19 protein-coding genes are annotated in these 22,842 nt (G+C 56.1%); all 19 read left to right on the plus strand.

Annotated features, from left to right (window positions below; translation table 11 throughout):
* The first annotated feature begins 99 nt into the window (after window positions 1-99).
* The 19 genes from serC to ACQ4OE_RS12380 all read left to right on the plus strand — a co-directional run bounded on the left by serC (window position 100) and on the right by ACQ4OE_RS12380 (window position 22,671).
* Window positions 100-1,185 carry a 3-phosphoserine/phosphohydroxythreonine transaminase gene (gene serC / locus ACQ4OE_RS12290; RefSeq protein WP_122592070.1) on the plus strand — a complete coding sequence of 362 codons (1,086 nt, stop codon included), beginning with the start codon at window positions 100-102 and terminating at the stop codon, window positions 1,183-1,185.
* Entirely contained in the window at window positions 1,185-2,279 is a 1,095-nt protein-coding gene (gene pheA, locus ACQ4OE_RS12295; RefSeq protein ID WP_007908404.1) for a prephenate dehydratase, read from the plus strand. The genes serC and pheA overlap by 1 nt, the downstream gene beginning before the upstream one ends.
* 12 nt (window positions 2,280-2,291) lie before the next feature.
* Window positions 2,292-3,404: a histidinol-phosphate transaminase gene (gene hisC, locus ACQ4OE_RS12300; protein WP_430946781.1), complete on the plus strand. Its 1,113-nt coding sequence runs from the start codon at window positions 2,292-2,294 to the stop codon at window positions 3,402-3,404.
* Window positions 3,405-3,432: 28 nt separating this feature from the next.
* Window positions 3,433-5,640, plus strand: coding sequence for a bifunctional prephenate dehydrogenase/3-phosphoshikimate 1-carboxyvinyltransferase (locus ACQ4OE_RS12305; protein ID WP_430946782.1), 2,208 nt, complete (start codon window positions 3,433-3,435; stop codon window positions 5,638-5,640).
* On the plus strand, window positions 5,637-6,326 hold the full coding sequence (gene cmk, locus ACQ4OE_RS12310; protein ID WP_064391442.1) for a (d)CMP kinase: 690 nt from the start codon (window positions 5,637-5,639) through the stop codon (window positions 6,324-6,326). Before ACQ4OE_RS12305 ends, cmk begins: the two co-directional genes overlap by 4 nt.
* A gap of 119 nt (window positions 6,327-6,445) precedes the next feature.
* A complete protein-coding gene (gene rpsA, locus ACQ4OE_RS12315; protein WP_053122458.1) occupies window positions 6,446-8,128 on the plus strand; it encodes a 30S ribosomal protein S1 in 1,683 nt (560 codons plus the stop codon).
* Window positions 8,129-8,342: 214 nt separating this feature from the next.
* Entirely contained in the window at window positions 8,343-8,621 is a 279-nt protein-coding gene (locus ACQ4OE_RS12320; RefSeq protein ID WP_430946783.1) for a hypothetical protein, read from the plus strand.
* A 150-nt stretch (window positions 8,622-8,771) separates the two neighbouring features.
* Window positions 8,772-9,068 carry an integration host factor subunit beta gene (gene ihfB, locus ACQ4OE_RS12325; RefSeq protein ID WP_003189779.1) on the plus strand — a complete coding sequence of 99 codons (297 nt, stop codon included), beginning with the start codon at window positions 8,772-8,774 and terminating at the stop codon, window positions 9,066-9,068.
* A 30-nt stretch (window positions 9,069-9,098) separates the two neighbouring features.
* Complete coding sequence (locus ACQ4OE_RS12330; protein WP_430946784.1) at window positions 9,099-9,338, plus strand: lipopolysaccharide assembly protein LapA domain-containing protein; 240 nt, start codon at window positions 9,099-9,101, stop codon at window positions 9,336-9,338.
* Window positions 9,339-9,563: 225 nt separating this feature from the next.
* Entirely contained in the window at window positions 9,564-10,640 is a 1,077-nt protein-coding gene (gene rfbB / locus ACQ4OE_RS12335) for a dTDP-glucose 4,6-dehydratase (protein ID WP_430946785.1), read from the plus strand.
* Entirely contained in the window at window positions 10,637-11,530 is an 894-nt protein-coding gene (gene rfbD, locus ACQ4OE_RS12340; RefSeq protein ID WP_430946786.1) for a dTDP-4-dehydrorhamnose reductase, read from the plus strand. The genes rfbB and rfbD overlap by 4 nt, the downstream gene beginning before the upstream one ends.
* Window positions 11,527-12,417, plus strand: a complete 891-nt coding sequence (gene rfbA, locus ACQ4OE_RS12345; RefSeq protein ID WP_221729253.1) for a glucose-1-phosphate thymidylyltransferase RfbA — start codon at window positions 11,527-11,529, stop codon at window positions 12,415-12,417. Before rfbD ends, rfbA begins: the two co-directional genes overlap by 4 nt.
* A 55-nt stretch (window positions 12,418-12,472) precedes the next feature.
* Window positions 12,473-13,396 (plus strand): glycosyltransferase, encoded by a 924-nt coding sequence (locus tag ACQ4OE_RS12350; protein WP_430946787.1) that lies wholly within the window; start codon window positions 12,473-12,475, stop codon window positions 13,394-13,396.
* On the plus strand, window positions 13,393-14,352 hold the full coding sequence (locus ACQ4OE_RS12355) for an NAD-dependent epimerase/dehydratase family protein (protein WP_430946788.1): 960 nt from the start codon (window positions 13,393-13,395) through the stop codon (window positions 14,350-14,352). The genes ACQ4OE_RS12350 and ACQ4OE_RS12355 overlap by 4 nt, the downstream gene beginning before the upstream one ends.
* A complete protein-coding gene (locus tag ACQ4OE_RS12360) occupies window positions 14,349-15,380 on the plus strand; it encodes an MraY family glycosyltransferase (RefSeq protein ID WP_430946789.1) in 1,032 nt (343 codons plus the stop codon). The genes ACQ4OE_RS12355 and ACQ4OE_RS12360 overlap by 4 nt, the downstream gene beginning before the upstream one ends.
* 205 nt (window positions 15,381-15,585) lie before the next feature.
* Window positions 15,586-16,653 carry an acyltransferase family protein gene (locus ACQ4OE_RS12365; protein ID WP_430946790.1) on the plus strand — a complete coding sequence of 356 codons (1,068 nt, stop codon included), beginning with the start codon at window positions 15,586-15,588 and terminating at the stop codon, window positions 16,651-16,653.
* A gap of 85 nt (window positions 16,654-16,738) precedes the next feature.
* On the plus strand, window positions 16,739-17,527 hold the full coding sequence (locus ACQ4OE_RS12370; RefSeq protein WP_221729248.1) for an ABC transporter permease: 789 nt from the start codon (window positions 16,739-16,741) through the stop codon (window positions 17,525-17,527).
* Window positions 17,527-18,786, plus strand: coding sequence for an ABC transporter ATP-binding protein (locus ACQ4OE_RS12375; protein ID WP_221729247.1), 1,260 nt, complete (start codon window positions 17,527-17,529; stop codon window positions 18,784-18,786). The genes ACQ4OE_RS12370 and ACQ4OE_RS12375 overlap by 1 nt, the downstream gene beginning before the upstream one ends.
* A 3-nt stretch (window positions 18,787-18,789) precedes the next feature.
* Window positions 18,790-22,671, plus strand: coding sequence for a glycosyltransferase (locus ACQ4OE_RS12380; RefSeq protein WP_430946791.1), 3,882 nt, complete (start codon window positions 18,790-18,792; stop codon window positions 22,669-22,671).
* The last annotated feature ends 171 nt before the right edge of the window (window positions 22,672-22,842 follow it).

Raw genomic sequence — 22,842 nt, forward strand, 5'->3', positions numbered from 1 at the left:
ACGCAGAGCGTCATTGGATGCATTCCCACGCAGAGCGTGGGAACGATCATCCGCAGACCGAAAGATTTAAGTGACCACCAAATCAGAGCGAGATTGGATGTGAGCAAGCGAGCCTATAACTTCTGCGCCGGTCCTGCGGCGCTTCCTGAAGCTGTCCTGCAGCGCGCCCAGGGTGAACTCCTTGATTGGCACGGCAAGGGTCTGTCGGTCATGGAAATGAGCCATCGCAGCGATGAGTTCGTGTCCATTGCCACCCAGGCCGAGCAGGATCTGCGTGACCTGCTGAATATCCCGTCGAACTATAAAGTGCTGTTTCTGCAAGGTGGCGCCAGCCAGCAATTCGCGCAGATTCCACTGAACCTGCTGCCGGAAAACGGCTCCGCCGACTACATCGACACCGGTATCTGGTCGCAGAAAGCCATCGAAGAAGCCTCGCGCTACGGCCACGTCAACGTTGCCGCCACCGCCAAGCCTTACGACTATTTCGCCATCCCGGGCCAGAACGAGTGGAACCTGTCGAAAGACGCCGCTTACGTTCACTACGCGCCGAACGAAACCATCGGCGGTCTGGAATTCCAGTGGATCCCGGAAACCGGCGACGTGCCGTTGGTTGCTGATATGTCTTCGGACATTCTGTCGCGTCCAGTCGACATCTCGCGTTTCGGCATGATCTACGCCGGCGCGCAGAAAAACATCGGCCCGAGCGGCATCGTCGTCAATATCATCCGCGAAGACCTGCTCGGCAAGGCGCGTTCGCTGTGCCCGACCATGCTCGACTACAAAGTCGCAGCGGATAACGGTTCGATGTACAACACCCCGCCGACCCTGGCCTGGTACCTGTCTGGTCTGGTGTTCCAGTGGCTGAAAGAGCAGGGCGGCGTCGACGCGATTGCCAAGCTCAACGACGTCAAGCAGCGCACGCTGTACGACTTCATTGACGCCAGCGGCCTCTACAGCAACCCGATCAACAAGTCGGATCGCTCGTGGATGAACGTGCCGTTCCGTCTGGCCGACGATCGTCTGGACAAGCCGTTCCTGGTCGGTGCCGAAGAGCGCGGTTTGCTCAACCTCAAGGGCCACCGCTCTGTAGGCGGCATGCGCGCCTCCATCTACAACGCTGTCGACATCACCGCGGTCAACGCGCTGGTGGCGTACATGGCTGAATTCGAGAAGGAACACGGCTGATGTCCGAGCAAGAACTCAAGGCACTGCGCGTTCGCATTGACGCTCTGGACACCAAAGTCATGGAGCTGATCAGTGAGCGTGCGCGTTGCGCCCAGGAAGTCGCGCGAGTAAAGATGGCCTCGCTGGCCGAAGGCGAAGTGCCGGTGTTCTATCGTCCTGAGCGCGAAGCTCAGGTGCTCAAGCGCGTGATGGAGCGTAATCAAGGGCCGCTGGGCAACGAAGAGATGGCGCGATTGTTCCGCGAAATCATGTCGTCGTGCCTGGCGCTGGAGCAGCCGCTGAAAGTGGCCTATCTCGGCCCTGAAGGCACCTTCACTCAAGCGGCAGCCATGAAGCACTTCGGTCACGCCGTCATCAGCAAGCCAATGGCCGCGATTGACGAAGTTTTCCGTGAGGTGGCGGCCGGTGCGGTGAATTTCGGCGTGGTGCCGGTGGAAAACTCCACCGAAGGCGCGGTCAACCACACGCTGGACAGCTTCCTTGAGCACGACATGGTCATCTGTGGCGAAGTCGAGCTGCGCATTCACCATCACCTGTTGGTCGGTGAAAACACCAAGACCGACAGCATCAGCCGCATCTATTCCCATGCGCAGTCGCTGGCCCAGTGCCGCAAGTGGTTGGACGCGCATTACCCGAATGTCGAGCGCGTTGCGGTGTCGAGTAACGCCGAAGCGGCCAAGCGGGTTAAAGGCGAGTGGAATTCGGCGGCGATTGCCGGTGATATGGCGGCAGGGCTGTATGGCCTGACCCGTCTGGCCGAGAAGATCGAAGACCGTCCGGACAACTCGACGCGCTTCCTGATGATCGGTAATCAGGAAGTGCCGCCGACCGGCGACGACAAGACCTCGATCATCGTGTCCATGAGCAACAAGCCCGGCGCGCTCCACGAGCTGCTGGTGCCGTTCCATGACAACGGGATCGACCTGACCCGTATCGAAACCCGTCCGTCGCGCAGCGGCAAATGGACCTATGTGTTCTTCATCGACTTCGTCGGCCACCACCGTGATCCGTTGATCAAAGGTGTCTTGGAAAAGATCAGTCAGGAAGCAGTAGCACTCAAAGTGCTGGGTTCCTACCCGAAAGCAGTTCTCTAAGGGCGGTAGCAAATGAGTGGCAACTTCCTCGCTCTGGCACAGCCGGGCGTGCAACAACTTTCGCCGTACGTTCCGGGCAAGCCTGTGGACGAACTGGCGCGCGAGCTGGATCTGGATCCGGCGAAAATCGTCAAACTGGCGAGCAATGAAAACCCGCTGGGCGCCAGTCCAAAAGCCCTGGCGGCGATCCGCGATGAGCTGGCCGAGCTGACCCGCTATCCGGACGGCAATGGTTTCGCACTGAAATCGCTGCTGGCCGAACAATGCCGCGTCGATCTGAACCAGGTCACGCTGGGCAACGGCTCCAACGATATTCTCGAGCTGGTCGCGCGTGCCTATCTGGCGCCGGGCCTGAATGCGGTGTTCAGCGAGCACGCTTTTGCGGTGTATCCGATTGCCACTCAGGCTGTCGGCGCGCAAGCCAAAGTAGTGCCGGCGAAGGATTGGGGGCATGACTTGCCTGCAATGCTCGCGGCCATCGATGCCAACACCCGCGTTGTTTTCATCGCCAACCCGAACAACCCGACCGGCACCTGGTTCGGCGCTGAAGCGCTGGATGAGTTCCTGCAGGATGTTCCGGAGCATGTTCTGGTGGTGCTGGACGAGGCATACATCGAGTACGCCGAAGGCAGTGATCTGCCGGATGGTCTGGATTTCCTAGCCGCTTACCCGAATCTGCTGGTGTCGCGTACGTTCTCCAAGGCCTATGGTCTGGCGGCGTTGCGCGTAGGCTACGGTCTGTCGACCCCGGTGGTTGCTGACGTGCTGAACCGCGTTCGCCAGCCGTTCAACGTCAACAGCCTCGCCTTGGCGGCAGCCTGCGCAGCGTTGAAGGACGAAGAATATCTGGCGCAAAGCCGTGCGCTCAACGAGTCGGGCATGCGGCAGTTGCAAACCGGTTTCCGTGAGTTGGGCCTCGGCTGGATCGAATCCAAAGGCAATTTCATCTGTGTCGATCTCGGCCAAGTAGCGGCTCCTGTGTTTCAGGGTTTGCTGCGCGAAGGCGTGATCGTGCGTCCGGTGGCCAACTACGGGATGCCGAACCACCTGCGGGTGACCATCGGTCTGCCGGCGGAAAACAGCCGCTTCCTCGAAGCGCTGCGCAAGGTTCTGGCTCGTGGGTGATGTCACTGCACTGCAATCTGCTGCACCTATGATCGGTCGCCTTGTGGTGGTCGGTCTGGGGTTGATCGGTGGTTCGTTTGCCAAAGGCTTGCGTGAAAGCGGCGTGTGCCGCGAAGTGGTCGGGGTCGACCTCGATCCGCAATCGCGCAAGCTGGCGGTCGAGTTGGGCGTTGTGGATCGCTGCGAAGATGACCTGGCGGCTGCCTGTCAGGGTGCTGACGTGATTCAACTGGCGGTGCCGATTCTGGCCATGGAGAAAGTCCTCGCGCGGTTGGCGAGCATGGATCTGGGCTCAGCGATTCTGACTGATGTCGGCAGCGCCAAGGGCAATGTGGTGCGCGCGGCGACCGAAGCATTTGGCGCCATGCCGCCGCGTTTCGTGCCGGGGCATCCGATTGCCGGTTCCGAGCAGAGCGGGGTGGAAGCCTCCAATGCCGAGCTGTTCCGTCGCCACAAAGTGATCCTTACGCCGCTTGAGCAAACCGATCCGGCGGCGCTGGCGGTGGTCGATCGTCTGTGGCGCGAGTTGGGCGCCGACGTCGAACACATGCAAGTCGAGCGGCACGATGAAGTGCTGGCTGCGACCAGTCATTTGCCGCACTTGCTGGCCTTCGGCCTGGTCGATTCGTTGGCCAAGCGCAATGAAAATCTTGAGATCTTCCGTTACGCTGCGGGCGGTTTCCGCGATTTCACAAGAATCGCCGGAAGCGACCCGGTGATGTGGCACGACATCTTCCTCGCCAACCGCGAGGCTGTCCTGCGCACACTCGATACATTTCGCAGCGACCTCGACGCCTTGCGCGACGCGGTCGATGCAGGGGATGGGCACCAATTGTTGGGCGTTTTCACTCGCGCCCGGGTTGCCCGCGAGCATTTCAGTAAAATCCTGGCCCGCAGGGCCTATGTGGACGCTATGAATTCCAACGATCTGATCTTCCTGGCTCAACCTGGTGGCCGCCTGTCCGGTCGGATTCGCGTACCGGGTGATAAATCCATTTCCCACCGTTCGATCATGCTCGGCTCGCTGGCCGAAGGCGTCACCGAAGTCGAAGGCTTCCTTGAGGGCGAAGACGCCTTGGCGACCTTGCAGGCGTTTCGCGACATGGGCGTGGTCATCGAAGGCCCGCACCACGGCCGCGTGACCATCCACGGTGTCGGCCTGCACGGCCTGAAACCAGCGCCGGGCCCGATCTATCTGGGCAACTCCGGTACGTCGATGCGTCTGCTGTCCGGCCTGCTGGCGGCGCAGAAATTCGACAGCACGCTGACGGGCGATGCGTCGCTGTCCAAGCGTCCGATGAATCGTGTGGCCAATCCGCTGCGTGAAATGGGCGCCGTGATCGAGACCGCCGCTGAAGGTCGTCCACCGATGACCATTCGTGGCGGTCACACGCTCAAAGGCCTGACCTACACCATGCCGATGGCCAGTGCTCAGGTGAAGTCCTGCCTGTTGCTCGCCGGTCTGTACGCTGAGGGCAAGACCACCGTGACTGAGCCGGCTCCGACTCGAGACCACACCGAGCGCATGCTGCGCGGGTTCGGCTACCCGGTCAGCGTTGAAGGCGCTACGGCATCGGTTGAATCCGGCGGCAAGCTGACGGCGACCCACATTGAAGTGCCGGGCGACATCTCGTCGTCGGCGTTCTTCCTGGTGGCAGCGTCGATCGCCGAGGGTTCGGAGCTGGTGCTCGAGCACGTCGGCATCAACCCGACCCGTACTGGCGTGATCGACATCCTGCGTCTGATGGGCGCGGACATCACTCTGGAAAACCAGCGTGAAGTTGGCGGTGAGCCGGTGGCTGACCTGCGCGTACGAGCAGCTAAGCTCAAAGGTATCGAGATTCCGGAAGAGCTGGTTCCGCTGGCCATCGACGAATTCCCGGTGCTGTTCGTGGCGGCTGCCTGTGCCGAAGGGCGCACCGTGCTGACTGGCGCTGAAGAGCTGCGGGTCAAGGAATCGGATCGTATTCAGGTGATGGCGGACGGTTTGCTGGCGCTGGGCGTCAAATGCCAGCCGACTCCGGACGGCATCATCATCGACGGCGGCCAGATTGGCGGCGGCGAAGTGCACGGTCACGGCGATCACCGTATCGCGATGGCGTTCAGCGTTGCCTCGTTGCGCGCCACTGCACCGATCCGTATCCATGATTGCGCCAACGTCGCGACGTCGTTCCCGAACTTCCTCGCATTGTGCGGGCAGGTCGGCATTCGTGTGGCGCAAGAGGCTCAGTCGTGAAGAACATTGCACCGGTCATCACCATTGATGGGCCAAGCGGCTCGGGCAAAGGCACTGTAGCCGGGATTCTGGCCAAGCGTCTGGGCTGGAACCTGCTGGATTCCGGTGCGCTTTACCGTTTGTTGGCGTTCGCTGCGCATAACCATGGCGTTGACCTGACCAATGAAGAACTGCTGAAGAAACTCGCCGCTCATCTGGATGTTCAGTTCATTGCGGCGACCGAGGGTCAGTTGCAGCGCATCATTCTGGAAGGTGATGAAGTCAGCGATGTCATTCGTACCGAAAGCGTCGGTTCGGGTGCTTCGCAAGTGGCTGCATTGCCCGCTGTGCGCGAGGCGCTGCTGCAGCGTCAGCGTGCTTTTCAGGAAGCGCCGGGCCTGGTGGCCGACGGTCGCGACATGGGCACGGTGGTTTTTCCCGATGCACCGCTGAAGATTTTCCTGACCGCCAGTGCCGAGGAGAGGGCGCGCCGTCGATATTTGCAGTTGAAGGGTAAAGTCGAGGGTGTTAGTCTGTCGAGTCTGCTAGATGAGATCCGTGCACGCGACGAGCGTGATACCCAGCGAGCGGTAGCCCCGCTTAAGCCGGCGGCTGACGCCATACAGCTGGATTCCACGGAGTTGTCCATCGATCAGGTGCTTGAACGCATCATGAGCGAGATCGCCATTCGCGATATCGCCGGGTGACCAAGAAGGCCACAGGGGACCAGTCATAGTCCTGCGGCGCTTCTTCTATATGAAACTAACCCACACCGTCTGGGGTGTGGAGATGGGCGTATCCTTCGCCCTCATTTACAGGAATTAAAATGAGCGAAAGCTTTGCGGAACTCTTTGAAGAAAGCCTAAAAACCCTGAACCTTCAGGCAGGCTCCATCATCACCGGTGTTATCGTTGATATCGATTACCAAGCTCGCTGGGTAACCGTTCACGCTGGCCTGAAGTCTGAAGCACTCATCCCGCTTGAGCAGTTCTACAACGACGCTGGCGATCTGACTATCAATGTCGGTGACGAAGTTCACGTTGCTCTGGACTCGGTTGAAGACGGTTTCGGTGAAACCAAGCTGTCCCGTGAAAAAGCCAAGCGCGCTGAGTGCTGGATCGTTCTGGAAGCAGCCTTCGCAGCTGAGGAAGTGGTCAAGGGCGTTATCAACGGTAAGGTTAAAGGCGGCTTCACTGTCGACGTTAACGGCATCCGTGCGTTCCTGCCAGGTTCCCTGGTTGACGTCCGTCCAGTGCGCGACACCACGCACCTGGAAGGCAAAGAGCTGGAATTCAAGGTCATCAAGCTGGACCAGAAGCGCAACAACGTTGTCGTTTCCCGTCGCAGCGTCCTGGAAGCCGAGAACTCCGCCGAGCGTGAAGCTCTGCTGGAATCCTTGCAGGAAGGCCAGCAAGTCAAAGGTATTGTCAAAAACCTCACCGATTACGGCGCATTCGTCGATCTGGGTGGCGTGGACGGCCTGCTGCACATCACCGACATGGCCTGGAAGCGCATCAAGCACCCTTCCGAGATCGTCAACGTTGGTGACGAAATCGACGTTAAGGTTCTGAAATACGATCGCGAACGCAACCGTGTTTCCCTGGGCCTGAAGCAACTGGGCGAAGATCCATGGGTTGCTATCAAAGCCCGTTACCCAGAAAGCACTCGCGTTACCGCTCGTGTAACCAACCTGACCGACTACGGCTGCTTCGCTGAGCTGGAAGAAGGCGTTGAAGGTCTGGTACACGTTTCGGAAATGGACTGGACCAACAAGAACATCCACCCTTCGAAAGTCGTACAAGTCGGCGACGAAGTGGAAGTTATGGTTCTGGACATCGACGAAGAGCGTCGTCGTATCTCCCTGGGCATCAAGCAGTGCAAATCTAACCCATGGGAAGATTTCTCTGGCCAGTTCAACAAGGGCGATAAAATCTCCGGCACCATCAAGTCGATCACCGATTTCGGTATCTTCATTGGTCTGGACGGCGGCATCGACGGTCTGGTTCACCTGTCCGACATCTCCTGGAACGAAGTTGGCGAAGAAGCTGTTCGTCGTTTCAAGAAGGGCGACGAGCTGGACACCGTTATCCTGTCGGTTGACCCAGAGCGCGAGCGTATCTCCCTGGGTATCAAGCAACTGGAAAGCGATCCGTTCTCCGAGTACGTTCAAGAGAACGACAAAGGCGCCATCGTTAAAGGCACTGTGAAAGAAGTTGACGCCAAAGGCGCCATCATCGTTCTGGCCGACGATATCGAAGCGACTCTGAAAGCCTCCGAAATCAGCCGTGACCGCGTTGAAGACGCGCGTAACGTTCTGAAAGAAGGCCAGGAAGTAGAAGCCAAGATCATCAGCGTTGACCGCAAGAGCCGCGTAATCCAGCTCTCCATCAAGTCGAAAGACGATGCTGAAGAGAAAGAAGCTATCCAAAGCCTGAAGGCTGAAGAAGCTCCTACTGGCGACACCACCATGGCGGCACTGCTGCGCCAGGCAATGGCCAAACAGAACTAAGTTCTGCTTGATCATGAAAAAGGGCGACTTCGGTCGCCCTTTTTTGTGCCTGCGATTTACTGATCGGCGATTGCGTTTTCCTGAAATGGAGGGGGTAGTGAAACCAATCCATTTCCCGGGATGTCTGTTTCTTTAACCGGATCAATCGCCTATTCGCGACTAAGCTTGATTTCAGGTACGTAGTCGCCGGGCTTGGCCTGGCATAAGGAAGTGGATGAACAAGTTTATTGTCTTCGTTGCAGTGCTTGCGCTGGCGGGATGTACCACGAGCGCCAAATCTCATGCGGTGCGTGGTGTCAGTGGGATCGAGATTGACTGTTCGGGGCTGGGCTCTGGCTGGGAGAAGTGCCAAAAACGCGCGGCCAAGGAGTGTAAGGGTTCCGGCTATAAGGTCATTACGCGCTCTGACGACGCCAAGGATGAAGACGATTATCCTTTTGGCTTTAATCCCGCGGGCTTCGTAACCCGCACCATGCTGGTGATGTGCCGCTAGATCTGCGGTCTTCCGGCTTGGTATGGCGCCCTGAAAATGGGCGTCCAGATGCTGTGGAAGATATGTCAATCCCTGGGCTGTTCAAAATCTTCCGGGCGTGCTAAAACCTTTCAAGCGCTGATCTAGCTGCTTGAAAAAGAAGGGAAAAATATGACGAAGTCGGAGTTGATCGAACGAATTGTCACCCATCAAGGGCTGCTCTCATCCAAGGATGTGGAGCTGGCCATCAAGACCATGCTTGAACAAATGTCCCAATGTCTGGCCACCGGTGATCGTATCGAGATCCGCGGGTTTGGCAGCTTCTCTTTGCACTACCGTGCACCGCGCGTTGGTCGCAATCCAAAGACTGGCCAGTCGGTTAGCCTCGACGGTAAATTTGTCCCGCATTTCAAGCCGGGCAAAGAGCTGCGTGATCGTGTTAACGAGGAAGAGGAGGAGGGGGTTTGATCCTCGCTGCTGACTATCAGGGAGACGCTAATGCGTAATCTCAAGCGCATACTAATTGGCGTTTTTATTCTTTTATTGGTGTTGGCGATCCTGGCCTTTGTGCTTGAGAACCAGCAGTCAGTTTCTTTGCTGTTTCTGGGTTGGGCAGGACCTGAGCTTCCAGTATCGCTGGTCGTAGTGCTGGCCTTGCTCCTTGGTATGATCTTCGGCCCGATACTTGGCCTGTTTCTGGGGCGTTCGTCCAAAGCAGCGCGCAAGCGCCTTGCCTGAAAGCGACAGGTACAGGGCGTCTGTCGAATTTGCGCCTCAACCTGTCTATATCCATTAGTAAAAGATTCATTAAGCTGTAAAATGCGTCCCTTGTTCGATAGTGGCATATTCCCACATCGATTCAGACTGACTCTGACAGAAGCTTCGTAAATGGAGGCTTTTGCATTCATGGATTAGACCGCGCTCGTTGATGGCGCTGTCCGCAGCTCAAGGGTATGGTTTCGCGTGAAAATTCTAGTTACCGGCGGCGCCGGGTTCATTGGCTCGGCAGTCATCCGTCACATCATTTCCAATACCACCGACGCCGTGGTCAACGTCGACAAGCTGACGTATGCCGGTAACCTTGAGTCGCTGGCTGAAGTGAGCGGTGATTCGCGCTATGTGTTCGAGCGCGTCGACATCTGTGATCGTGATCAGATCGATCGTGTTCTGCGTGAGCACCAACCAGATGCCATCATGCACCTGGCCGCCGAGTCCCACGTCGATCGTTCGATCACCGGTCCGTCCGAGTTCATTCAGACCAACATCATCGGTACCTACACGCTGCTGGAAGCTGCACGCCATTACTGGGCTGCGCTGGATGATGCGCGTAAAGCCAACTTCCGCTTCCATCATATTTCGACTGACGAAGTTTACGGAGACCTAGAAGGTCCGGAAGACCTCTTCACCGAAACCACGCCTTATCAGCCTAGCTCGCCTTATTCGGCCAGCAAGGCCAGCTCCGATCACCTCGTTCGCGCCTGGGCTCGTACTTACGGCCTGCCGACGTTGGTCACCAACTGCTCGAACAACTACGGTCCTTGCCACTTCCCTGAGAAACTGATCCCGCTGATCATTCTTAATGCGCTGGAAGGCAAGCCGTTGCCTGTTTATGGCAAAGGTAATCAGGTTCGCGATTGGCTGTATGTCGAAGATCACGCCCGTGCTTTGTATAAAGTCGTGACCGAAGGTGTAATCGGTGAGACTTACAACATTGGCGGTCATAATGAAAAACAAAACATCGAAGTGGTGCATACCCTGTGTGCGTTGCTCGATGAGTTGCGTCCTGACTCGGCACATCGCCCGCATGCCAGCCTGATTACCTATGTTCAGGATCGCCCTGGTCACGACGTGCGTTACGCGATCGACGCCAGCAAGATCCAGCGTGAACTTGGCTGGACGCCTGAAGAAACCTTCGAAACCGGTATTCGCAAGACCGTCGAGTGGTACCTCAACAACACTGAGTGGGTTGCTCACGTCAAGAGCGGCAGCTACCAGCAGTGGATCGACCAGAACTACGCAGATCGCATGAACAAGGCATGAAGATTCTCCTGCTGGGCAAAAATGGCCAGGTAGGTTGGGAGCTGCAACGCTCCCTTGCCCCGCTTGGCGAGTTGATCGCACTTGATCGCCATGCCGTTGAAGGTTTTTGTGGTGACCTGTCCGATCTGGATGCGCTGCGTGCAACTATTCGTCGAATCCGCCCCGATATCATTGTCAACGCGGCAGCGTATACCGCTGTTGACAAAGCTGAATCGGAAAGCGAGTTGGCTGACCGGGTAAACGCTCAGGCGAGTCGGCTCTTGGCCGAGGAAGCTGCGATTCTGGGTGGCTGGCTGATTCACTATTCGACCGATTATGTCTTCAGTGGCCACGGCACCACACCTTGGCAGGAGACCGATGCAGTTGCTCCGGTCAATCAGTATGGCGAAAGCAAACTCGCGGGTGAGCAAGCCATCACTGCGTCCGGATGCAAGCATCTGATCTTCCGGACAAGCTGGGTCTACGGCGCTCGAGGCAATAACTTCGCCAAGACCATGCTGCGTCTGGCCAAAGATCGCGACACACTCAGCGTCATCGCCGATCAAATCGGAGCACCGACAGGGGCTGATCTGATTGCCGATGTCACCGCGTTGGCTATCCGCGAGGTGTTGCAGCGGCCCGAGCTGGCAGGCTTGTATCATCTGGCAGCCGCAGGTGAAGTCTCCTGGCATGGTTATGCCAGCCATGTAATTGCATTTGCTCAAGATAACGGTGAGCAGCTCGCCGTCGAGACGATCAGTCCGATCGATACGGCTGCTTATCCGACACCCGCGCGTCGGCCTCTGAACTCACGTTTGAATACTCAGAAGCTACGCGACAATTTTTCTCTACACTTGCCGGATTGGCAAAGTGGCGTAACCCGAATGCTTAGGGAAGTTCTCAACAAATGACCACGACAAATCGTAAAGGCATCATCCTCGCCGGTGGCTCGGGCACGCGCCTGCACCCGTTGACCCTGGGTGTCTCGAAGCAGATGTTGCCGATCTACGACAAGCCGATGATCTTTTATCCGCTGTCGGTATTGATGCTCGCCGGCATGCGCGAGATTCTGATTATCTCCACGCCTGAAGACTTGCCTTGTTTCCGCAAGCTGTTGGGCGACGGCAGTGTCTACGGGATCAAACTCACCTATGCCGAACAACCGAGCCCGGATGGTCTGGCACAGGCGTTCATCATTGGCGAAGAGTTCATCGGTGAGGATCCTTGCTGCCTGATTCTGGGTGACAACATCTTCTACGGTCAGCATTTCTCGGACAATCTGCGTTCGGCGAGCACCCAGCAAAAGGGTGCGACCGTTTTTGGCTATCACGTCTCCGATCCGGAACGTTTCGGCGTTGTCGAGTTTGACAAGAGTGGTCGCGCGCTGAGTATCGAAGAGAAACCGTTGAACCCCAAGTCCAACTACGCGGTAACCGGCCTGTATTTCTACGACAATGATGTTGTCGAGATCGCCAAGGGCATCAAGCCTTCGGAACGTGGCGAGCTGGAAATTACCGACGTGAATCGCGCGTACCTCGAGCGCAAGACTCTAAATGTCGAGATGCTGGGGCGCGGTTTTGCCTGGCTGGACACCGGGACTCATGACTCACTGCTGGAAGCGAGCCATTTCGTCCATACCATCGAACAGCGACAAGGCTTGAAAGTGGCCTGCCTGGAAGAGATTGCTTATCACAACGGCTGGATAACTGCTGAGCAACTGGGCGCTCAGGCTGATGCATTGAAAAAAACCGGTTATGGACAATATCTGCAGAAGCTCCTGGACTTGAGCGCTCGCTAATCACGAGTATCAGTTTTTCAATTATCAGTGTTTCAATCGTGCAAGCAGGAATGGCATGCCAGTCAGATCACCCAGGGTTGCAGTTTTGCTGGCTGCCTACAACGGAACGCAATGGATCGAGGAGCAACTGGCTTCGATCCTCGCTCAATCCGCAGTTAACGTTACCGTCTACATCAGCGTCGATGCCTCCACCGATGAAACCGAAACGCTGTGCGCGCAATTCGCTGCAGACCACCAGAATATCGTGGTGCTGCCGTCGGGTTTGCGCTTCGGTGGGGCATCGCGCAATTTTTTCCGGCTGATCCGCGATGTCGACCTGACGATCTACGACTATGTTTCCTTCGCCGATCAGGACGATATCTGGCACCCCGATAAATTGCAGCGTGCTATCGCTTCATTGCTTGAGAAGGGTGTGGATGCCTGTTCGAGCAATGTCACCGCGTTTTGGGACGATGGCAGGACTCATCTGCTCAACAAGGCGCAACCGCAGACCTGTTGGGATTATTTGTTCGAGGCTGCCGGTCCGGGCTGCACCTACGTGCTGGCAGCACCACTGGTGCAGGCGATGAAACAGTCGATGCTGGCACAGTGGGATGCCTTGCAAGCGGTCGGTCTGCATGACTGGTATTGCTACGCTTTCGCTCGCAGCCATGGTTTCAGTTGGTACATCGATCCTCGTCCTTCAATGGATTACCGCCAGCACGATAGTAATCAAGTGGGCGCGAACACCGGCTTCAGTTCAATGATCGCGCGCTACAAAACCATTCATGATGGTTGGTGGTTCAGTCAGGTTGCGCTCATTGCGCGACTGGTCGGCAAGGACAGTGACCCGTTTGTTCGCTCATGGATTGAGTTACGCCGCTGGCAGTTGATCAGGCTGTCGTTTTCCGCTTGGCGTTGCCGCCGCCGCATGAGGGATCGTGCTTTGTTTTTCGTGATTTGCTGGGCTACTGCACTTCTCGGGAAATCTGCCAAATGAATTTGCCCAAGGTCTGGGTTACCGGAGCGAGCGGCTTCGTCGGAGAAGCCTTGGTCTTGTGCTTGCTCGTACGGAAAAAATTTGCCCCTGTGGCTGCCGTGCGTGGGGCAACTCGTCTTCAAGGCTTGTGTCCCGTCGCCAGGTTCGAGTCGGGGACATGCGAGGCCACACAGTTGGCTGGCGTGCAGGTGGTCGTCCATGCGGCGGCGCGGGTGCACGTCATGAGTGAGACGGCGGGTGATGCGCTGGGCGAGTTTCGCCGGGTAAATGTCGAAGGCACGATGCAGTTGGCTCGTATGGCTGCGCAGGCTGGCGTCAAGCGCTTCGTTTACATCAGTTCGATCAAGGTCAATGGCGAGCGCACGGACCCGGGGCAACCGTTTACTGCCGATGACACTGCTGCGCCGCAGGATCCATATGGCATTTCCAAGCACGAAGCCGAACAGGCATTGCGTCAACTTGGCGAGCAGACGGGTATGCAGGTCGTGATCATTCGTCCGCCGCTGGTCTATGGGCCTGGGGTGAAAGCCAATTTTCTCAGTCTTCTCCAATGGCTGGAAAAGGGTTTCGTGTTGCCGTTGGGCGGCATTCGCAATCAGCGCAGCATGGTTGCGATCGGCAATCTGGTCGATCTCATCGAAACGTGCCTGGATCACCCGGCGGCGGCAGGGCAAACGTTTCTCGTAAGCGATGGTGACGATTTGTCGACACCTCGCTTGCTCAAGCGCCTGGCATCTGCTCTTGGGGTAAAGGCTCGATTGTTACCCGTGCCTGCGGCGCTGTTGCTGCTCGGCGGTGCACTCGTCGGCAGGCGCGGCGTTGCCCAGCGAGTCTGTGAATCTTTGCAGGTCGATATCAGCAAAAACCGCGAGTTGCTGGGTTGGGTTCCGCCCATCGACGTTGACACTGCCATGCGCCGTACTGCAAACCATTTTCTGGAAAAGCAAAAGACATGATATTTGGCGGTTTGCTCGTTACGATTTTTGCGCTGTCTTGGGCGATGACTTGGGGGTTGCGTCACTACGCCTTGTCGAAAAGTCTGATGGATATCCCTAATGACCGCAGTTCGCACTCGGTGCCGACGCCTCGTGGCGGCGGTGTGGCGATAGTGCTTGGGTTTCTGATTTCACTGCCCGTTCTGGGTGGTATGGGCCTGATGGATAACGCAACGCTCTACGCTTTGTCGGGTAGCGGGCTGCTGGTGGCTATCGTCGGGTTTGCCGATGATCACGGACATATCGCAGCCAGGTGGCGCCTGCTTGGTCATTTTGCGGCTGCCATTTGGGCCTTGTTCTGGATCGATGGGCTGCCCCCTGTCACGGTACTGAGTGCAGTGATTGATCTGGGCTGGATAGGCAACGGCCTCGCGGCAATTTATCTGGTCTGGATGCTCAATCTCTACAATTTCATGGACGGTATCGACGGCCTGGCCAGTGCCGAAGCGCTTTTCGTCTGCCTCGCCAGTGCGTTGATCTATGTCCTCGTCCGGCAGGAATCGTCGATTCAGTGCGTGCTCCTGTTGGGTGCCGCCGTGGGCGGTTTTCTGTGCTGGAATTTTCCACGGGCCCGAATCTTCATGGGGGATGCCGGCAGCGGATTTTTGGGTATTGCGCTGGGCATTCTCTCGCTTGACGCTGCCAGCCGTTCCCCTGAACTCCTCTGGAGTTGGTTGATTCTCCTCGGCGTCTTTGTGGTCGATGCGACCTGGACGCTTTGCCGGCGGCTGTTGAACGGGGACAAGGTGTACCAGGCTCATCGCAGCCATGCCTATCAATATGCCTCGCGCGAGTATCAGAGCCACAAGGCGGTGACGCTCGCGGTGGTCGCGCTGAATGTGTTCTGGTTGTTCCCGTGGGCCATTGTCGCGGCTCTGGACGTGGTTCCCGGTCTCATCGCACTGATCATCGCGTACGCTCCGCTGTTCTGGCTAGCCGTCCGGTTCAAGGCCGGCAATCGTGAGCCCGTCACGGAGACTGGAGCGTAGCCGCAGGCTATTCCCTCGGGTGATGCAGGTCGTGGGAGCGTGAATCGGATAATGATATGATCCGCGCCCTCGGTTCGGCGAATACGCGGAATTTTCAGGATTGACATGCAAGAGGGTGTCGTATTGCGGGCCAATATTCATAGGCGCTTACGACAATTCGACCCATTTGTCTTGTTCAGTTCAATGAGTGTCGGAGCAGTCATACATGCAGCACAAGGATAACAATTTAAATCTGCTTCGGCTGGTTGCTGCGCTGATGGTTCTTTACGCACACTCTTTTGATTTGTACGGCAATTTACCTGTCGGGTTTATGGATTCGACCTATGGCAGTCTCGGTGTCAACATTTTTTTCATCATCAGCGGTTATCTGATCGTAAAGAGCTGGGACTCCACACCCAACGCCAGAGCATTTCTGATGAAGCGGTCACTGCGGATTTTTCCCGCGTTGATTGTCGTAGTGGTTGCCAGCGCTTTTATTCTGGGCCCCCTGTTGTCCACGCTGACGGTTCGTGAGTACTTTGCACAACCGCTCACGTGGGGTTATCTGAAAAACATTTTCTTGAAGCCGGTGTTCATTCTTCCTGGTGTTCTTGAAAACGCAAAACTCCCACGCGTCGTCAATGGTTCGCTGTGGAGTTTGCCCATCGAGTTTTTCATGTACCTGATGGTGATGGGCCTGGGGATGGCGTTGAAGGGCGGGCGCTGGATTTATACTGCCACGACTGCGCTGTTTGCTGCGGTAGTGATTTTCTGGTGCTGGCGCGAGACCCCTTTGGTGGTGATATACGGGACCGGTGTCCAGTATGTTTTTCTCACCGGCATCTATTTCATGATCGGTGCCTGTTATGCGAAATGGCGGCTTGAGCGCTGGTTCAGTCTCTCCGGCGTTTGCGTGCTGATAATGGCAACGATCCTGCTGGCACCCTATGTGCAGGTTTCCAAAGGCCTGTTGTGGTTCACCCTGCCGTATGTGGTGTTGGCCTATGGTTTGTCCAGCAGTTGGCTGGGTAGTTGGGTCAACCGGATAGGGGACTGTTCATACGGGGTCTATATCTACGCTTTCCCGGTACAACAGTTCATTCTATTCAAATTTCCGGATATTTCGTATCCGCTTTATCTGGGCGTGACGATCGTTATTACGCTGATGCTCGGTTACCTGTCCTGGCATCTGGTTGAGAAACGGATGTTGAATTTCAAATCCAGATTGCTGGTTCGTGCAGATAAAGCTGAGCCCGTATTAATTCCGGAAATCGGAAAAAACTTAAGTCGATGAGCCCGGATAGTTAAATGGAATTCATGATGTCATGCGGTGGTTTTGAAGTGGTGGTGAATGTGTTTGTGACACACGGTGACTTTCAATGAACTGGTTGAGGACGATGCTGGCGGATCGCAGGATTTTGTTGAGCCTGGTTTCAAATGATCTCCGCGCCCGCTATTTGACCAACTATCTTGGTTTCTTGTGGGTCTTTATTCAGCCGTGCGCGACAACGCTGATCCTGTGGTTCGTGTTTCAGTTCGGCTTCAAGGCAGCACCTCATGGCGACTTTCCTTTCGTCCTGTGGCTGGTGTGCGGGCTGGTGCCGTGGTTCTTTACAGTCGAGGCATTGAATTCCGGTTGTACGGCGGTCAAGGAGAACAGTTTTCTGGTCAAGAAAATTGTCTTCAAGGTTTCTCTGTTGCCACTGGTTAAACTCACCTCGGCAGTACTGGTGCACATTTTCTTTGTGTTCATCCTGCTGCTGCTGTTCGTGATTTATGGCTATCAGCCAAATCTGTACTGGTTGCAAGTCGGCTATTACATCGCCTGCCTGTTCATGCTGCTTCTGGCAATTGCGTGGATTACCAGCTCAGTAGTGATCTTCTTCCCGGACCTTAGCCAGTTGGTGGCGATGGCCACGCAGTTCGGCTTTTGGTTGACCCCGGTGTTCTGGGATATAGATGCCATCCAGGGACGTGCGGGGTCTTACCTGCGCCTGAACCCGTTTGCCTACATCGTTGAAGGATTCAGGGATTCGCTCATTCGCAATATCTGGTTCTGGGAGCGGCCGACTCAAACCCTGGTCTTCTGGGGAGTGTTGATCGTTCTAGCGCTGATAGGCTGGCGCACATTCAAAAAATTAAGACCTCACTTCGCGGATGTTTTGTAATGAATGCAGTGAATGAGAGCGCAATCTGCGTCCGTAACGTGAGTAAGGTTTATCGCCTCTATGACAAGCCTGTTGACCGCCTGATTGAGGCACTTTCACCTTTCGGCAAGCACCGGCATCACGATTTCCACGCGCTGACTGACGTTTCTTTCAACGTCGAGAAAGGCCAGACCGTGGGGATTCTCGGAAAAAACGGTGCGGGCAAAAGTACTCTGTTGAAAATCCTCACCGGCGTTCTCACGCCTTCCAGCGGCGAAGTCCAGGTTGTGGGTCGTGTTGCGTCGCTCTTGGAACTTGGGGCCGGCTTCAATCCGGACTACACCGGTGTCGAGAATATCTATTTCCAGGGATCCCTCATGGGTTACTCCCATGCGGAAATGCAGACGCGTATTGCGGCCATTCTGGAGTTTGCCGACATCGGTGACTTCGTCAATCAGCCTGTGCGCATGTACAGCAGCGGCATGTTTGCGCGTCTGGCTTTTTCCGTGGCAATCAATGTCGAGCCCGATGTGTTGATCGTGGACGAGGCGCTGAGCGTGGGTGATGCGGGGTTCCAGCTCAAGTGCATGTTGAAAATGAAACATATGCAGGAGCGCGGCACCACGATCCTCTTCGTTTCTCACGATACTCAGTCGGTTATTCGCTTCTGTCAGGCCGTCATCGTGATGCAGAACGGGCAGATCATCGATTACAGCACCGACGTGCTGACCGCGACCAAGAACTACGAGAAGAAGGTTCGTAACAGCAGTGCGGTAGCGATTCCGGAAGCTGAGGAATTGCATGCTGATGTGTCCTACGAAAAGGAATTGGGCGATATCTCGGAAGTTCGATTCGGTTCAGGTGCGGCGAAAATAAACGCGGTGGATTTCTACAGCGCCGACGGCACCCAGACCAACCACTTCGAACCTACCGAAGATGTCACCATGCACTGTTATGTGCAGTCCTCCATGGACATCAAGGAAGTCGTGATGGGCTACTCGTTGCGCGACGCCAAGGGCGTCGATGTGGCCGGTGACAATACCCTGTTGGCCGGGTGCAAGTTCGATCTCGATGCCGGTGCGCACAAGGTCAGCTTTTCCTTCCCGCTGAATGTAGCGCCGGGGGAATATTTTCTCTTTATTGGTATGGCCAGTCTGGATGGCGAGCGCGTTGAACTGGATCAGCGTTGGCCCATGCGCAAACTCAGCGTATCGGGCGGGCGCCAGATCGTCGGAGTCGCTTATTGCCCGTCAACAGTCAACGTTGTGAAGGTTGCTTGAATCATGCTTAAGATTGGTAATGCTAAGGTCGCGGATACCGTCAAGTTTCATCTGGACGATACGGCTGACTGCATCATTGAGGATGGCGTTCAGCTGTGCGACAACGTCGTCATTGAATGCGGTGCGGGAGGCAGCGTGCGGATTGGCTCCGGGACGGTCGTCAATTACGGAACGTGGATCAACGGCAGTGGCAAAGTCACCATCGGTGAGAATGTCCTGATCGCCCCCAATGTATGCATCACCTCGTCCACCCATCGATATCATTTGCACACGCCGATCACCGAGCAGGGCATGCGGATGGCCGAGGTGAGCATAGGAGATGACGTCTGGATTGGCGCCAGTGTATCGGTGCTGGCAGGTGCGGAGGTCGGCCGAGGTTCGATTGTCGCGGCGAATTCCGTAGTCAAATTCAATGTGCCCCCTCAAAGCATTGCGGCCGGTGATCCTGCTGTCAAAGTTGCTTCACGCAAATACAAGCGTGTGGTGTTTTATACGCTGCCGCTGATCTTGCGGGATCGCCCGACGTTGTTCAGCAGCATCGTCGACATCTATCTGCCGCTCGCCGATACATTTGCCGTTAAAGGTTGGGAATGTGTTTTTGTCGGCTCCAATGAGCTGAACGAACAGTATCCGGACTTCAAATACGACTGGATCAGTCCGTCCTCCTACAATCTTGATTATCCGCGGGCCGGAAATGCCGAGTGGATGAGTGATTGGAAATGCCTGCTTGAACAGCAGCCACTGGACTTTCACGATCAATTCGTCGCGTCACTCCTGGACAATGTCGAGCCGGACCTGGTGTTCTGCTGGAACTACGACGGCAGTCTCGATACCGCGTGTTCAACTGCGGGCATCCCGTTGTTGTTCAACGAACTGGGCATGCTTCGCGCGCCCAATCCGATGGCTTACTACTCCGATAGTCGCGGCGTAAATGCGCGCAGTGGCTTCAGCGCGGAATTCCTCGAGTACCAGCAGAAGTCCGGCGGAGTACCAAGCGTTGCCGCCTTGGCGAACCTGGCGCAGATGGAAGAAAGTTACCCTCGGCAGAATTCCGGTCGTGTCCCGACGGTGTTGATCCTGCTTCAGGTTCAAGACGATTCCAATATCATCATGGGATCGCCGTTTGCCAGCATGGACGAGTATGTTCGACATGTTCTGTCTTCGATTGAGGGCGCGCCGTTTACCGTCATCGTCAAGCCCCATCCTCTGGATGAAGTGCCGGATCTGCCTGAGCATGTCCAAGTGGCAGGCAAGGAAGCAAACATCGCGGATCTGATCGCTGGCGCCGATGTGGTGTTCACCATCAACTCCTCCGCAGGCTTCGAAGCCGCTTTGGCCGGGAAAACCGTTTATACCCTCGGCAAGGCTCCCTACAGCGGAACAGGTTTGACCATCGATGTCGAACAACCGCAGGACCTCCCGGCCTTGTGGCAGGCTCATGGCGCCGTGGCACCTTGCACCCGGGATCTGCGCGCGCAGGTTCTGGATTTCGCGCGGTCACGCTACTTTCTCAGCGAGGCGCAATTCCGTGAACCATCGGCGCACCTTTCCCGGTTGCCGCGAGCGCTGCCTGTCGACCTGTCAAGAAACGCGTTTGATCCGGATCTTGAGAGTTTCCGTCAGCAGTCCTATATCAGTTGGCTGGAAGGCAAGGCAGAGGAAGCCCAGGTCGATCTTTCCACGCTGAGTGAAACGTATCTGGCCACCCAAAGCGAACTGGCAGCTGTCAGGCATGAGTTGCTGGTGGCCAATGATCAGCTCTCGATCATAGAAGGTAACTTTACCGGGGCGTTGCAATACCCTGATTTGGGCAATGAAGAATCTGTGCGGATTCAGAAGCTGCTGCTTATTGAGCGCGAGTCGCTGCAACAGCAGATTGAATCGAGCAAAGCGGAAGTTGAAGAGCTCAAACGCACACTCCATGATGTTTATGCCTCGAAGTCCTGGCGCCTTACCCGACCCATTCGCGGTGGCCGGCGTGTGCTGTGGACGCTTCGAAACAGGCTCAGCAATCCTCGCGCCGTGCTGCGGCCTATTTATCAGCGGTTGCCATTTCTGATTGGCGTGCGCATGCGATTGAGGCATTGCATCAAGGCTGTGCAAGCCAAATTCATGCGAGCCATCAACTCGCAACACAATCTGAAGTCGTTGCAAGTCATTGCCGACCGGCGTTTTGGCTACTCGCTGGATGCGCCTGTGTTCGATCTGCAGCCGATCATCGATGTCTCGATCGTTACTTATAACAGCAGCAAATGGGTGGATGGATTCTTCGCCTCCCTGCAGGCACAGGACTATCCACTCCAGCATTTGAATCTGTGCTTCGTCGATAACGGCTCCAAAGACAGCACCGTTGAGGACTTGCTCCGTTGGAAAACGCTGCTTGGCGCTGAGGTTGCAGGGTTTGAAGTCGTTCAAGGTGAGAACGTTGGTTTTGGTCTGGGGCATGACAGGGCGATCAAGTCCGGGCAATCGGAATTTATTCTGATCAGTAACATCGACATCGTCTTTGCACCTGATTCGATTGCCAAGGTAGTTGCGACTGCGAACGCGGATAAGATGGGATCCGTTGCATCCTGGGAATTGCGCCAAGCGCCCTATGAGCATCCTAAATACTACGATCCGGTCACCCATGAGACCAACTGGTCTTCCCATGCCTGTATTCTGATCCGACGTTCGGCCTATGCAAAAGTCGGCGGCTACGAACACGAAATTTTCATGTATGGCGAAGATGTCGAATTGTCTTACCGGTTCCGTTCATACGGTTATCAGTTGAAGTATTGCCCTTCAGCGGTGGTCTATCACTACACCTATGAACATGAAAATCACGTCAAGCCGATCCAGTTCACCGGCAGTACATTGGCGAATGCCTACCTGCGTCTGCGCTATGGCGATGTCAGCGACAAGTTTGGTGCGCTGGTGCTACAAAGTGCCTTGCTGTTCCGACCTGAAGTCTACGCGGGTGTGCGCCGCGATCTGATCGCGAATATCCGCAAGATCGTGCGTAAGTTTCCACACTTTCTATCCGGCAAAGGCTCGAACAGCCAGGCTTACTTTCCGTTCCGCGGTTTCGACTATGAAATGATCCGCGACGGGGCATTCTGGACGGTAGGCGAGCCTCTGGCCGAAGAGCCGCTGGTAACGATCGTTACACGAACTTACCGTAACCGGAACGAGTTCCTGCGCCAGTCGATCATGTCTGTTTTGAATCAGACCTATCCAAATGTCGAGCTGGTGGTGGTCGAGGATGGTGGTGAAACGATGAAGGAGCTGGTTGCCGAATTTCAGCGTCCTGAAGGCCGCGCCATTCGTTTCTATGGCATGGACAAAGTCGGCCGGTCCGTCACCGGCAACTACGGCCTGGAAATGGCTAAAGGCACTTACTGCATGTTCCTGGATGACGACGATCTGCTGTTTTCCGATCACGTCGAGGTGCTGGTTGCGGCCTTGGCGAATAAACCCGATTCGGTGGCGGCTTACTCGCTGGCAATGGAAGTAGGCACTAATGTCGCAGCTGACGGACGCTACACCGAAGTCAGTCATGAGACGCCGTCATACTACAAACACGAGTATGACTACGATACGTTGCTGGATCACAACTTCATTCCAATTCAGTCCTTGCTGTTTCAGCGCTCGCTGTACCTGGAGCGGGGCGGGTTCGAAACCGATATGAGTCACCTCGAGGACTGGAATCTGTGGCTGAGGTACGGTTACGGCAACACGTTCACCTATGTTGCCAAAACCACTTCACTGTTCCGTACTCCCGCCGATCCGAGTGTTCGTCTGGAGCGGCACAAGTCATTGCACGAGGCTTATTCTCTCGCCAAGGACCGAGCTGCGAAGTCTTGCGAGGGTTATCGCTCTGCAAGCTCTGAAGGGCAGGAGTAAGTGCTGTTGGAGCAAGCGCTGCCTTCTGAAAGGGCGCTTGCCTAAGTCAGGGAATGAGCAATAAAAAAGCCGATGTGGCTGATACGTTCGAGACAGCGAGCGTATCAGCCACGTCGGCTTTTTTATGGGCGGTTTATTCTTTGTGCTAAGGATGTAACGCGGTTGGCGTTC

It is taken from the genome of Pseudomonas sp. WC2 (genome assembly GCF_050586545.1).
In the GTDB taxonomy this organism is placed as follows: domain Bacteria; phylum Pseudomonadota; class Gammaproteobacteria; order Pseudomonadales; family Pseudomonadaceae; genus Aquipseudomonas.

What these genes read in the sequence shown, in the direction of transcription:
- pheA (WP_007908404.1), top strand. Translation starts at nt 1,185, where the DNA reads ATGTCCGAGCAAGAACTCAAGGCACTGCGCGTTCGCATTGACGCTCTG.
- hisC (WP_430946781.1), top strand. Translation starts at nt 2,292, where the DNA reads ATGAGTGGCAACTTCCTCGCTCTGGCACAGCCGGGCGTGCAACAACTT.
- ACQ4OE_RS12305 (WP_430946782.1), top strand. Translation starts at nt 3,433, where the DNA reads ATGATCGGTCGCCTTGTGGTGGTCGGTCTGGGGTTGATCGGTGGTTCG.
- rpsA (WP_053122458.1), top strand. Translation starts at nt 6,446, where the DNA reads ATGAGCGAAAGCTTTGCGGAACTCTTTGAAGAAAGCCTAAAAACCCTG.
- ACQ4OE_RS12320 (WP_430946783.1), top strand. Translation starts at nt 8,343, where the DNA reads ATGAACAAGTTTATTGTCTTCGTTGCAGTGCTTGCGCTGGCGGGATGT.
- ihfB (WP_003189779.1), top strand. Translation starts at nt 8,772, where the DNA reads ATGACGAAGTCGGAGTTGATCGAACGAATTGTCACCCATCAAGGGCTG.
- ACQ4OE_RS12330 (WP_430946784.1), top strand. Translation starts at nt 9,099, where the DNA reads ATGCGTAATCTCAAGCGCATACTAATTGGCGTTTTTATTCTTTTATTG.
- rfbD (WP_430946786.1), top strand. Translation starts at nt 10,637, where the DNA reads ATGAAGATTCTCCTGCTGGGCAAAAATGGCCAGGTAGGTTGGGAGCTG.
- rfbA (WP_221729253.1), top strand. Translation starts at nt 11,527, where the DNA reads ATGACCACGACAAATCGTAAAGGCATCATCCTCGCCGGTGGCTCGGGC.
- ACQ4OE_RS12350 (WP_430946787.1), top strand. Translation starts at nt 12,473, where the DNA reads ATGCCAGTCAGATCACCCAGGGTTGCAGTTTTGCTGGCTGCCTACAAC.
- ACQ4OE_RS12355 (WP_430946788.1), top strand. Translation starts at nt 13,393, where the DNA reads ATGAATTTGCCCAAGGTCTGGGTTACCGGAGCGAGCGGCTTCGTCGGA.
- ACQ4OE_RS12360 (WP_430946789.1), top strand. Translation starts at nt 14,349, where the DNA reads ATGATATTTGGCGGTTTGCTCGTTACGATTTTTGCGCTGTCTTGGGCG.
- ACQ4OE_RS12365 (WP_430946790.1), top strand. Translation starts at nt 15,586, where the DNA reads ATGCAGCACAAGGATAACAATTTAAATCTGCTTCGGCTGGTTGCTGCG.
- ACQ4OE_RS12370 (WP_221729248.1), top strand. Translation starts at nt 16,739, where the DNA reads ATGAACTGGTTGAGGACGATGCTGGCGGATCGCAGGATTTTGTTGAGC.
- ACQ4OE_RS12375 (WP_221729247.1), top strand. Translation starts at nt 17,527, where the DNA reads ATGAATGCAGTGAATGAGAGCGCAATCTGCGTCCGTAACGTGAGTAAG.
- ACQ4OE_RS12380 (WP_430946791.1), top strand. Translation starts at nt 18,790, where the DNA reads ATGCTTAAGATTGGTAATGCTAAGGTCGCGGATACCGTCAAGTTTCAT.